Origin of the sequence: Nitratireductor sp. L15S-10 (genome assembly GCF_045011005.1) — a bacterium.
In the GTDB taxonomy this organism is placed as follows: domain Bacteria; phylum Pseudomonadota; class Alphaproteobacteria; order Rhizobiales; family Rhizobiaceae; genus Nitratireductor.
Genome location: NZ_CP120674.1, coordinates 2,667,982 through 2,680,568, shown reverse-complemented (window position 1 = coordinate 2,680,568; position 12,587 = coordinate 2,667,982). Strand labels below are relative to the sequence as shown.

Below are 12,587 nucleotides of genomic sequence, written 5' to 3'. Positions count from 1 at the left end.
TGACGAAGAAGCTTTGCCGTGAGACTGGATTATCTGGAGTATTTCGTGGCCGCGGCGCGCGCGGGCTCCATCTCGGGTGCCGCGCTCCAGCTTGGGCGCAACCGTTCCACGGTCAGTATGGCAATCGCGGCGCTTGAGGATGAGCTTGGGGCCGCGTTGTTCGTGCGGCGCGGCAACAGCCTTGCCCTCTCGCCGGTCGGCGAGCACATTCTCGATGACTGCGCCCGCATCGTCGCGCTTTCAAACAGCATCATCGAGCGTTGCGCGCGCGGCGAGGAGACCGCAGGTCAGGAGTTGCGGATTGGCCGTGACGACGTTCTATCGGAAAACTTCTGGCGTCACGTGATCCGGGCCATCCGAAAGGCGCGGCCCAATGTGCGCCTCAGCATGCGTTATGCCGAAAGCGATGTGCTTCCCGAACTGGTGCGTGAGGGCCAGCTCGATATCGCCTATTTTATTGCTTCAGGCCGTGCCGGTCCCGCTCCAGGGCTTTACAGCCGCGTAGTCGCGCGCATCGGCATGCGAATGATGGTGGCAAGAACCCATCCGCTCCACTCCATGAGCTATGTCGCCGACGACGATCTCGCCATCCTGCCGCAGATCACCTATCTCGACAGCACGCAGCGCGAGCGGTTTCATCTTGAGGCGATGGGCAGCGAGCGCATTGCACTCAGCAGTTTCGAGCTGGGAAAAGACGCGATCTGTGATGGTCTGGGATGGGGGTATGTGCCGGAATCTCTTTTGTCGGCAGAAGATGATGCGCAACTTGGCCAGATCAATCACGGACTGGGCGCTGCCTGGTATCCTTATTTCGTATGCAGCCGGGAGCCGCTCACCATCGGGGGGAGGGCGGGTTCTGCTTTGCAATCATGTGCCCACGACATCATTCTTGCTCAAATGCGCAGCGAAGGCCTCATAGCAGATTGAGCCCCCACGCGTTTCGCAGGGAGGAAACGCGTGGGGGCTCCGACTGGAGACGGTATTCATTGTGCGAATGGCAATCTGGGCAGCGTCTGGTTCAAAGGCGCGACCACGTCTGGTTTCGGCAAATCAGTCCGCCGAGAACGCAGCCGCCCATCTTGAGACTGTTGCCGGAGAGCGTGCCCTTGCCGGAATAGGTCTTGTCGTTGGCCGGATCCGTGATCTTACCGGTATATCTGCTGCCGCCGGCCGCCTGAAACGTGCCGATCTTCTTGCCTGCGTGCTTGCCGCTTTTCAGCGTGATGCAATAAGATCCGCCGCACGATGCAATCTGAGCCGTCGCACCGGACTCCGTCCGCCAGTTCCCTTCGATAGGGTCGGCCATGGCAATCCCGCCCGCCAAAAGCAGCGCTGCGCTACTTAGAACAAGTCTGCCAATCATCACTCTTCCTCCCAATGATGTTGCAAGTGCAGCTTACGCAAACGTAAACGTAATACAACTGCTTTCTGCACTCGCACTTTCAAGGGGCTGTTCGCCTGGTCGGCGGTGCTGCGGATCACTCGAGACCGTAGAGCCGGGCGATATCTTCGAGCATGAGCCGCGCGGCCAAAACACCGCCCGCTGTATTCCAGATCGTGTCGTCAACCTCGTGAACATTGCCGGCCTTCACCGCCGAAAGCGTTTGCCAGAGCGGATCCCGAAGCACCTCATCGGAAAGTTTTGTCGCCTCGCCATCGCCGGGCTCATAGGTGAAATAGAAGATGCGGTCGCCATCCATGTCCGGAATGCTTTCCTTGCCCACCTTCAGCACGAAGCTGTCGACATCCTGGTTCTCGGGCCGTTTGAAACCGATCTTTTCGAGAACGAAGCCGGAAAAACTGTCTTTCTGATAAATGCGGATGTGACCCGGCATGAAGCGGACGACAGAGACCTTTTCGTTCACTTTCTCTCCCAGGGCGTCCGCAAGTTGCCGGACGCTCGCGTCGAAGTCCGAAAGCACTTTCTCGCCCGCTTCCTCTTTGTTCACGGCCTTCGCCCAGAGCTGGAAGTTCTCACGCCAATCGCCCCGTAGTCGCTCAGATATGACAGTGGGCGCAATTGCCGAAAGCTGCTCAAAGATTGCCTCATGGCGGAGCTTGGTTCCAAGGATGAGATCGGGCTCCAGAGCGGCGATCAGTTCCAGATTGACCGCACTTTCCTTGCCGACCGGTTCCACATCGCTCATTTTCTCGGAGATGTGATGGTACCACGGGTCGCCATTCCACGAATTGGCGGCACCCACAGGCTTCACGCCAAGCGCCAGCAACGCTTCGGTACCCTCGTTGGTGAGAACGACGACGCGTTGCGGTTCATCCGGAACCGTTGCCACCCCCATGGCATGCTCGATCTCGGCAGCACTTGCCGACATGGCGAAACCCGCAATCAATGCGGCCGATAAAAAAGGCAGAAAGCGCATCTACGTCTCCTGTTGTGGCGCGACGTCCTGTCGAAGGCATCGTCCAAACAAATGTTGTATAATAATGTCAAGTTTTAAGTTGACATGGCTTTCCCATTTCTGAAATGCAGCGGGGTGAAGATGAGATCGACGCCGCGCCATTTACCGCATGTTCTGATGCTCGGGCTGATCGCTGTCCTGGCGGTCGTCAGTCTGCATGTGGGGATTCGGTTCACGCCTGCGAGCGAGGTCTGGCGCGCCTTGACCGAAGGTGGAGAAGATCAAACGGCCTTGATCGTCAACACGCTCCGTGTGCCTCGCACCCTGATTGCCATGGTGGTTGGCGGTGGGCTCGGACTTTCGGGGCTTCTGCTCCAGACTGCAAGTCGCAACCCGCTGGCCGAACCCGGCCTGCTTGGCATCAATGCCGGGGCGGGGCTGGCCGTGGTGTTGCTCGTCGTCTGCGCAGGAACCAGTTCGCTCACCCTGATCGCGGCAGCGGCCTGTCTGGGCGCGCTGTTATGCGCGCTCCTTGTCTTCTCTCTGGCATTTTCGGCAGGTGGGATAGCCTCCCCGTCCTACCTGCTGCTCGCCGGCGTCACGGTTGCAGCGCTTCTTTCCTCCGGGATTCAGATCATCATGGTGGCCGATGAACGAACCATGGAGGAGCTGATCTTCTGGCTGTCAGGAGGCTTCGCTGACCGGAATGCTGACCTTCTCTATCTAGCAGCACCGGCCATCGGCGGATGCGCGCTGATCAGTGCGCTGCTTTATCCAATGCTGGATGCGCTGCTTACCGATGACATGACAGCTCAATCTTTGGGCGTTCCGGTTGTTAAACTTCGTCTGGCAGCGCTCATTCTGGCGGCGCTCATGGCCGGGATCGGCGTCTCGGTCGCGGGGCCGGTGGCGTTCATCGGCCTTGCCGCGCCACATCTTGCAAGGCTCACCGGCCTGCAGAGCCATCGGGATCTCATCCCTCTATCCCTCCTGACAGGTTCCGCACTCGCGTTGGCGGCAGACATTGCCGCTCGTTTCGTCATCTATCCGTCTGAAGCGCCCGTCGGTGTGCTTCTGGCGGCGGTGGGAGTGCCGGTGCTGCTATATCTTCTGCAGAGAAAACGGATTGGAGGCGCGGCGTGAGGGCAGCCAGTCCTGTATACTTTGCCACTCCCGTCGCATCGCGGATCATGGTTCTTGCCCTCTGTGTGTCGGTCGTTTGCCTTCTGGGGCTTGCCGGTGTTGCGCTGGGAAGTTCCGGCATGCCGCTGAACCGCGTGGTGTCGGCCATTTTGGGAATGGGGGAGCGGAGCGATGGCATCATCATCTGGTCATTGCGCATGCCCCGTCTGCTGATGGCTGGGTTGAGCGGCGTGGCGCTCGCGCTCGCCGGTTTCATCCTTCAACGGGCAACGCGTAATGAGCTTGCTTCCCCAGCGGTGCTCGGCATTGTCGATGGCGCGGCGCTGGGTGTGATGTGCTTCCTTTTCATGTTCAGCAATGAATCGAACGCTCTTGTTGTCAGCATCATGTGGCAGCCACTGGCTGCCGCACTGGGGGGCATATTCTTCGCGAGCGTCGTCATCATTCTCGCTGTGCGCACGGAAGCGCCGCCATTACGCACCATTCTCTATGGTGTGGCGCTGGGAGCGCTGGCAAAGGCGGGAGTGACGCTCTTTCTTGTCGATGGACCTGTGCATCGCGCCAGCCAGGCAGCCATGTGGCTCGCAGGCTCAGTTTATCAGGCGCGCTGGGCAGACGTCGAGGTGATGGCCATGGTGCTTGTCATTCTTGTGCCGCTCACCTTTCTGTTTTCACGCCGCATGGATCAGCTGCAGCTCGACGAGATCAGCGCACAGGCAAGTGGTCTGCCCGTGCGCTCCACTCAGTTGATGCTGTTTGCGCTCGCGGCATTCCTCACCGCTGCCGCCGTTTCCTTTGCCGGCGCCATCGGTTTTGTTGGTCTCATGGCTCCCCACGTTGCGCGCCTTATTTTGCCGGGGCGCGCCGGCACGCAGATGCTGGCTGCGGCATTGGTGGGCGGGGCGATGGTTATGGCAGCCGATATCGTGGTGCGGATCCTGTTCGCCCCGCTTGAGGTTCCCGCCGGCGCGGTGACGGCAGTAATCGGTGCGCCGTATTTCCTTTTCATTCTCATACGTGCGGGGCGCGTTCATGCATAACGATCAACGAAATGAGATTGAGTTGCGCTCCGTTACGCTCGGCTATCCGGGCAAACGTGTGTTCAGCGACCTGAACCTCTCGATCCGTCCTGGGAGGCTGACGGCCTTCTGTGGGCCCAATGGCTGCGGCAAATCAACGGCGTTGCGCGCCATGCGGGCGCTCCTGCCGGCAGATGCCGGTTTGGTGCTGCTGCGCGACACGCCCATTACCGATCTGCCGGTGAGGGCGCTTGCCCGTGAAATCGCCATGCTGACGCAAAGCCCCACAGCACCCGGGGAACTGTCTGTTGAACAGCTGGTCACACTTGGCCGCTATGCACACCGCAGGGCCTTTACCTCTGCCGCGGGGAATGACCGCACGGCCGTTACAAATGCGCTGCGGGAAACGAATCTGGCGGATATGGCCGACCGCCCAATCGGCACGCTGTCGGGTGGGCAGCTTCAGCGGGTATGGATTGCGATGGTTCTGGCGCAGGCATCTCCTGTCATCCTGCTGGACGAGCCCACCAACCATCTGGATATTGCGCATGCTCTGGAAGTGCTGGCGCTGGTGCGTCGTCTCGGCGCGCAGGAGGGCAAGACGGTGGTGGTCGTACTCCATGATTTGAATCTGGCTGCACGTTTCGCCGACGATATCGTCTTCTTTCGCGGGGGCGAAGTGGCTGGATCCGGCCCGGTGGAAGAAGTCTTCCGTCAGGAACTCATCCAAGATGTGTTCGGGATCGAATGCATCGTGCGGCAGGAAGAGGTGTCTCAACGGCCTTTCTGTGTGCCCATCGCTGCCTGTCCCGGACGCCGGGATCGCCTGGTTCAGGACTAGAATTTTCAGGAAATGCTTCGCCAAAGCGTTTCGCATGGTTATCAGAACCTTGCTGCGACCGTTAACGATTTGAGCTTGTCCGTCTGCCCAAAACCCATGACCGGCAGGGCTTTGCGATGCTTAACAAAAACAGGCATTTACTGAAAATTTGAACTTTGTTTTCTTCAAATTAAGCACAAGATTTAACGGCGATTTCAGCCGCACCCTGCATTCTCGAAAGCATCGAAGGGCTGGCCCGACAGGGACAAAACAAAAGGCTCTCGGGAGTAAAAACAGGGATCTTGAATTATGGCACGTTACGATGTTCAGGAAGCAGGCTTCGGTACGGCTGGTTCGTCCACCCAGGCCGACGTGCTGTTTCAACTTGGAATGATGTATGCGACCGGTCGCGACTGCGACGTCGATCTGGTGGCCGCGCACAAATGGTTCAATATTGCAGCCATCAAGGGTTCTGAACGTGCGGCTGAGCTGCGCTCGGAACTGGCGGCGGGCATGTCCAAGCCAGAGCTCGCCAGAGCGCTGCGCGATGCCCGTGAATGGATGACGATGCACTGATGCGGTGGGGGGCGGACCGTTCAGGGCCTGGCCTGAAACTGGCCGGGCCCTGAGCGCAAGGCACCATCAAAAAATGGCCGCCTATTCGGCGCCCTGAAAACGGACGAGCATTGCACCATCGTTGACCTGCGCACCCTCAGCCGCGATCTCGGCGATGACACCGTCATGCGGCGCGGTAATGGTGTGCTCCATTTTCATTGCTTCGAGCACCAGTAGTGGCTGGCCTTTCTGCACCGTTTCGTTGACCGCGGCACGGACCAGCTTCACCAGACCGGGCATCGGCGCCCTTAGTCGGTCGCCACCGCCACTTTCTTCAGCGGCCTGCAAAGGGTCCGGCACTTTCAACGTCAGCGCATCGGCACCCTCAAACACTGTAATGTGCCCTGGCCACGAGGCAATGCGGGTGGGATCGTCACGTCGCACGATGATGGGTTGAGCGGATTGATCATCGCCAAGGCGAATGGCCAGCGCGCCATCGGCCTGGGCCGAGACGCGGGCTTCCACAATGTCCTCATCATGCATTACCGTCCGCTTGTGAATGAGCGGCCTGAAATGGCCATAGCCCGAAATTGCGGAGAATGGGCTGGCCGTGTCTTCCGAACGATCAGTGCTGCTCGTTGCCGCGATGGCTGCTGCAAGATGTCTTTCCTGCAGCGCCGCGGTCTTGGTCAGAACGTCCTGCTTGCGGCCGATCAAGCCGGTTTCAAGCCGCCCGGCATAAAAATCATCGTCGCGCAGCAGCCGTGTTAGAAAACCGAGATTGACGGTGGAGCCGGCAACTTCGGTTTTCTCAAGCGCGGTTGCCAGTCCGTCAATGGCGCCCTCTCGCGTCGGGGCATGGACGATCAGCTTCGCGATCATCGGATCGTAAAAGGGAGTGATCGCATCTTTCTCCGCGACACCGGCATCAATGCGCAGCGTTGCGGTGTCGAGCCTGTCTGGGAACCGCAAATGGTGCAGCGTTCCCGTGGCCGGGAGAAAATCCCGTGTCGCATCCTCCGCGTAAAGACGCGCTTCGACCGCATGGCCGGTCAGGGTGATCTCCTCCTGGGTGCGGGGCAGGGGCTCGCCTGCAGCCACCCGCAACTGCCACTCTACGAGGTCAACGCCTGTGACCATCTCGGTCACGGGGTGCTCCACCTGCAGCCGCGTGTTCATTTCCATGAACCAGAAGCGATCCGGTCGTAGCCCTTCCGAAGCATCGACGATGAACTCGATCGTGCCGGCGCCGCTATAGGAAATGGCCCTGGCCGCCTTCACGGCGGCGTCCGTCATCGCGATACGTGTTTCCTCGTTCATTCCGGGCGCAGGAGCCTCTTCGATCACCTTTTGGTGCCGGCGCTGGGCCGAGCAATCGCGTTCGAAGAGGTGGACGGCGTGACCGTGCCTGTCCCCGAAAACCTGCACCTCGATATGCCTCGGTGACTGAATATACTTTTCGACCAGCACGCGCTCATCGCCGAACGCCGCCTTTGCTTCCCTTTGGGCGGCCGCCAACGCATCGGGAAAGGCGTCGGGGTCGGATACCAGCCGCATGCCCTTTCCCCCACCGCCCGCGCGTGCCTTGATGAGCACCGGATAGCCGATTTCATTGGCCTTGGAGGCAAGGGCGACAAGCGCCTGCGTGTCACCATGATAACCCGGCACGACTGGGACCCCGGCCTTCTCCATGAGCCTTTTTGCGGCATCTTTCAGGCCCATTGCGCGGATGGCTTGCGATGACGGGCCGACAAAGATCAGACCCGCCGCCTCCACCTGTTCAACGAAGTCCGGATTTTCTGACAGAAAGCCATAGCCTGGATGGATGGCCTGCGCGCCGGTTTCACGAGCAGCGGCAATGATTTTCTCACCATTGAGATAGCTTTCCGCAGCCGGGGCAGCACCGATGCAGATTGCCTGGTCAGCGACACGCACATGCAGTGCGTTCCTGTCCGCATCTGAATAGACCGCCACTGTAGCGATCCCCAGACGTCGTGCGGTTCTGATGACCCGGACGGCAATTTCTCCGCGATTGGCAATGAGAATTTTGTCGAACATGCAGAACGTTCCTCCTACGAAGCAGCAATACCATAGTGTGTTGAGAGCGGTTTGTGGCGGGAAATTTGCCGCTTATTCCATCCGTTCTGCGCGGCTCCCATATCGCTTGCGTCTCTTGGAAAATTTCTTTCCTCGGCACGGAATATTTGAAGTGTATCTCACCCGAAAGTGGGTAAGCCATACAGTATTGATGACCCCCGCATCCGGTAATGATACCCAGAACTACTGCGACATGGCCGATCCGATCAAATATGTTTTGGTGAAAGTGCCGGGGGTTTTTTGTAGCGCCTGCATGCTCCTCATATGCCTTGCAGGGGGAGAAAATCGGCTCCTCGGCAAATGGAATACTACTGTGTGTGTCCCGAGACGGCCGCAGTGCGAAGCGCGTGTGGCTCCGCCTGCCCGGGATACTTCAGAAACAGCCGGTTCGCGTTCGACGTAGTTTGACCTTGAAATCCTGTGCGCGGGTATGAGCTGCTCGAGTGGAATAGCGTTGCAACGCCGGGAAACGGTGTTCTGGGCAAACGAGTAGCGAAAACCATTGGCGAGAAAAAAGCGGATCGGTGGGTTGAGCCCGCCGCGAGCCGTAGCGGCCGCGCGTATGACAGTGAGTCGGGAATGTTCGGAGGCGTGAAGCGGAGCAATTCGCTGAATTTGTCAGCAGATAACAGATGGAAATTCCATGATGAAATATTCACCATCCCGCTTTCTGTTCGCCAGTAGTCTTGTATCTATTTCGGCTACTCTGCAAATCGGACCGCTCTTCGCAGCGGATATGCAGGGGACGGAGCCCATTCCTGAGCCACCAATATTCTCTTCCTCCCCCTTGCGGCAGAATGCGCGCATTGTGGGAGGTGCTCCCATGGGGGGGACGGTTGGTGGAGCCCCTATGCTCGTGCCTGGAGATGCGGTTCCCGTATACAAAGGGGACGAGATGCCGCCGCTTGTCGATCTGGAAGGAAACTGTGGCGGCGTTCCCTGTCCTGCGGCCATGCGCGGAAAGATGCTGGACAACAGTTCCGTAGGAAAGTTGCGGATCGGTGAGAACACGGAATTCGCTGGACCAGGCGATCGACCGGCTGTTCCGTTCGTCATTTCCGTTGATGGGCAGATTGTCGATGAAAGCGGTCAGATCACGAATGAGGGCATGTTCGGCGTTTCACCGAATTCGCGACCGGTCGACAAGCAGCGCAAAACCGATCTCGACCTCAGCTCCGTGGATATTCAGATCAAGTTCGACGGGTTGGACACGGAACCATTGCTCAATGTGTCGACCGTGCCCGTGCAGCGGATCTTTCGCGAAGGAGAGCCTGTTCGTTTCTACGCCACCTCCAATTACCCTGCATTTATCACGCGCGCGGAAATTCGCATCTACGAGAGCAACGTTGCCTGGAGCAACCGGCCTTTGGCGGTCGTTCCCATCAATGTTAATGGCGAGGCCAGCTGGGTTATGCCTGCCCGAAGTGGCCGTGAGTTCCACTATGTGTTGCGTGTCTACGATGCCAAGGGTCGCTTCGACGAAACAGTACCGCTGAGCATCGCCAGCACGCGCGGCGAGTTTCTATCCGATTCGGGATACGGCGTGGCTCCAGGCAAAGCGGAAGACAGGACCGCATTTCGCAATATTCCGGTCTACGGCGGTGCCATAACGGTCTACGGAAAGAACGTTCCTGAAGGCTACGGTATCGTCGCATTCGATGAACTTGTTCCCCTGGACCCCAACGGGACATTTGTCACCCAGCGCATTATGCCTCCGGGGCAGCACGTGGTCGACGTTGCTGTTGATGGTGGCTCGAAGGCCGGTGGCCTTTACTTCAGCCGCGACGTGAACATTCCGACCAATGATTGGTTCTATGTTGCGCTTGCAGATTTCACTATCGGCAAGCGAACCGGCGATAGCGGTATCGAGGAAGTGCGGACAGGTGAGTTTGACAAAGTGTGGAACACAGGTCGCCTCGCGTTCTATCTGCGTGGTAAGATCAAGGGCAAGTTCCTGCTGACGGCAGCCGCTGATACAGGCGAGAACGAGGTCAAGAACCTCTTCCGGGATCTCGATGCGCGAGATCCGAGGGAGCTTCTGCGTCGTATCGATCCCGACAAGTATTATCCCGTCTATGGTGACGATTCCACCTCGGTCGAGGACGCGCCCACCAACGGGAAGTTCTATGTGCGCCTGGCCCGTGGTGAGAGCCACGTGATGTGGGGCAACTACAAGACAAAGATTTCGGGGACACGCTTCCTCCAGGTGGACCGTGGTCTTTATGGCGCCGAGATGGTTCTGCGTTCAGCGGGCAATAACGCGAACGGCGAGCCCAAATTCACAGCAACGGCCTTCGCGGCAAAGCCAGAAACGCTCCCACAGCGGGACGAGTTTCTTGGCACTGGTGGTTCGGCATACTTCCTCAAGCGGCAGCGCATCATAGAGGGGTCGGAGACGCTTCACATCGAATACCGCGACAAGATTACAGGGCGAGTTATCGAGAGGCGCGCTCTGGTCTATGGCGAAGACTATACCATCGACTATCTGCAGGGCGTCGTCATTCTCGATGCACCGCTGTCTTCCGGTTCCATTGATGACGGTGCGGTTCGTGAGGGTGCTCTGGGTGGCTACAAGGCCTACATGATCGCCCAGTACGAGTATCGTGCACGAGCCGGTGATATGGAAAACTATGTCTATGGTGGTCGTGCGCAGACCTGGCTTGGCAAGAGCATTCGGCTGGGTGCCACCGGTATCAAGGATTCGACGGGATTGTCCGATCAGACAGCCTACGGCGCCGATTTGCGCCTGCAGCGATCCGAGGACACCTTTATTGACGGTGAAATCGCGTATTCGAAGGGGCCAGGTTTCGGGCTCTCGCGGTCAACCGACGGCGGTCTGTCACTGGCGGATCAGGAGACGGCGGGACGCGAGGGCATTTCGGCCAAGGCGTGGAGCCTGCGTGGTCAGATGGCCTTCAAAGACCTGCGCTTCCTGGGCACTGCAGGCAAAATTGGCGGATATTATGAGCAGAAAGAAGCTGGCTTCTCCAGCGTGACCGAGCAGGTGGATTCCGACGAGCGCAGTTGGGGCGCGGAAGCCGAAATTCCCTTGAGCGCAGCCATGAACCTCAAGCTCTCTTATGACGACTATCTGAACGAAGATGGCAAGCAACACAGCAATGCGGAACTGGAGGTCAGTTACGCCTTCGATGCCTACTGGAAGGCGGCCTTCGGCATCGCCTATTCCAAACTCCACTCGCCAGGAGCCATTGCGTCTGGAAAATCCGGTTATGACGGGACGCGGCTCGACGCGGGTCTGCGTGTCGACTATCGCCAGGATGATGATTACCTCTACTATGGTTTCGTTCAGGGAACAGTCGACAGGAAAGGCAATATTTCCAAGAATGATCGCTACGGTGTGGGCGCGGAAGTCCGTCTGAGCGAAAAGCTTGGCGCCGAGGGCGAGGTGTCCTGGGGTAAATCCGGGATCGGCGGACTTGCCGCGCTGACTTACGATCCGACACCTGAAGATCACTACTATATCGGTTATCGCCTCGATCCGGATCGCGCTACGGACGGCACCTATGGATACGACCTCCAGGGCCGGGACCATGGCGCCGTGGTTGCGGGCGTAAAGAAGCGAATGAGCGATGTGGTTTCGGCCTATTCGGAAGCCGATGTCGATCTCTTCGGACGTCGTAACTCCCTGGCTCAGCGTTACGGTGTCATCTACACACCTGATGTCGCCTGGACTGTCGATGGCGGTTTCGAAGCCGGCAATATCGAGGATGATCGCATCAACCCCGCCTCCGGGAAACAATATGCCGATTTCGAACGGTACGCGGGCTCACTCGGCGTAGGATTCAAGGACGAGGAATTGGGCGTCAGCGCACGGGTTCGAGGTGAAGCCCGGATCGAACGGTCCGAAGATGAAACACGAAACCGCAATACCTATGTCGTAAGCGCCGGCGCCAGTATGGATCACGACGGGTATGGCAGGGTTCTCGGAAGCGTTGACGCCGTAATCTCGCAGACGCCGTTGGGTACTTACTACAACGGAGACTATATCGAGGGTTCGCTGGGATACGCCTATCGCCCCGTCGACAACGATCTCCTGAACGCCTTGTTCAGATATACCTACCTCTACAATCTCCCGGGCAACGACCAGATCAGCAGCATGTCGCGTTCCACAAATGGCCCGCTTCAACGCAGCCACATCGTCTCCGCCGATCTGACTTATGACCTCCTTCCGTGGTTGTCCGTTGGTGGCAAGTACGGCATGCGCCTGGGTGAGATCCGGGCAAGGAGCAGCGACAGTTCCATGGGCGATTGGGAAAAATCCTCAGCCCATCTGGGCATCGTCCGCGCCGATCTGCATGTCGTGAAGAACTGGGATGCGATGCTTGAAGGCCGAGCCTTCTATCTTCCGGAGATTCAATCGGTGGATTACGGCGCGCTTGCCGCTCTGTACAGGCATGTCGGCAACAACTTCAAGGTCGGCGCAGGGTACAATTTCGGGCGCTTCTCAGATGATCTCCGCGATCTCACGCTGGACGACCGTGGAGCCTTCCTCAACGTGGTTGGGAAGTTCTGACGCCCGAAGCGGGCGCCGCTCGTGGGGGGAGGCGCCCGCACCCGCTTCCGCCAGAAGGGAGA

9 protein-coding genes are annotated in these 12,587 nt (G+C 58.8%); 6 read left to right on the top strand and 3 right to left on the bottom strand.

The annotated features are described in order from the left end of the window. Nucleotides 1-18 precede the first annotated feature (18 nt). Nucleotides 19-927 (top strand): LysR family transcriptional regulator, encoded by a 909-nt coding sequence (locus P2W41_RS12845; RefSeq protein WP_404933334.1) that lies wholly within the window; start codon nucleotides 19-21, stop codon nucleotides 925-927. A gap of 91 nt (nucleotides 928-1,018) precedes the next feature. Here the strand turns inward: P2W41_RS12845 and P2W41_RS12840 are convergent, their stop codons facing one another. Together P2W41_RS12840 and P2W41_RS12835 are read right to left on the bottom strand one after the other, a co-directional pair. Further along, entirely contained in the window at nucleotides 1,019-1,363 is a 345-nt protein-coding gene (locus P2W41_RS12840) for a DUF2147 domain-containing protein (RefSeq protein WP_292893368.1), read from the bottom strand. A gap of 115 nt (nucleotides 1,364-1,478) precedes the next feature. Then, nucleotides 1,479-2,378, bottom strand: a complete 900-nt coding sequence (locus tag P2W41_RS12835) for an ABC transporter substrate-binding protein (protein WP_292893371.1) — start codon at nucleotides 2,376-2,378, stop codon at nucleotides 1,479-1,481. A 120-nt stretch (nucleotides 2,379-2,498) separates the two neighbouring features. Here P2W41_RS12835 and P2W41_RS12830 point away from each other — a divergent pair, with 120 nt between their 5' ends. The 4 genes from P2W41_RS12830 to P2W41_RS12815 all read left to right on the top strand — a co-directional run bounded on the left by P2W41_RS12830 (nucleotide 2,499) and on the right by P2W41_RS12815 (nucleotide 5,915). After that, on the top strand, nucleotides 2,499-3,500 hold the full coding sequence (locus P2W41_RS12830) for an iron ABC transporter permease (RefSeq protein WP_292893374.1): 1,002 nt from the start codon (nucleotides 2,499-2,501) through the stop codon (nucleotides 3,498-3,500). A 47-nt stretch (nucleotides 3,501-3,547) separates the two neighbouring features. Then, nucleotides 3,548-4,540: a FecCD family ABC transporter permease gene (locus P2W41_RS12825; RefSeq protein WP_404933333.1), complete on the top strand. Its 993-nt coding sequence runs from the start codon at nucleotides 3,548-3,550 to the stop codon at nucleotides 4,538-4,540. After that, complete coding sequence (locus P2W41_RS12820; RefSeq protein WP_404933332.1) at nucleotides 4,533-5,360, top strand: ABC transporter ATP-binding protein; 828 nt, start codon at nucleotides 4,533-4,535, stop codon at nucleotides 5,358-5,360. The genes P2W41_RS12825 and P2W41_RS12820 overlap by 8 nt, the downstream gene beginning before the upstream one ends. A 288-nt stretch (nucleotides 5,361-5,648) precedes the next feature. Further along, nucleotides 5,649-5,915, top strand: coding sequence for a sel1 repeat family protein (locus tag P2W41_RS12815; RefSeq protein WP_007008458.1), 267 nt, complete (start codon nucleotides 5,649-5,651; stop codon nucleotides 5,913-5,915). Nucleotides 5,916-5,996: 81 nt separating this feature from the next. Here the strand turns inward: P2W41_RS12815 and P2W41_RS12810 are convergent, their stop codons facing one another. After that, nucleotides 5,997-7,952, bottom strand: a complete 1,956-nt coding sequence (locus P2W41_RS12810) for an acetyl/propionyl/methylcrotonyl-CoA carboxylase subunit alpha (protein WP_404933331.1) — start codon at nucleotides 7,950-7,952, stop codon at nucleotides 5,997-5,999. 862 nt (nucleotides 7,953-8,814) lie between these two features. Here P2W41_RS12810 and P2W41_RS12805 point away from each other — a divergent pair. After that, the gene (locus tag P2W41_RS12805; RefSeq protein WP_404933330.1) at nucleotides 8,815-12,525 is read left to right on the top strand and encodes a TonB-dependent receptor; all 3,711 of its coding nucleotides are present in this window, start codon (nucleotides 8,815-8,817) and stop codon (nucleotides 12,523-12,525) included. Nucleotides 12,526-12,587: the final 62 nt, after the last annotated feature.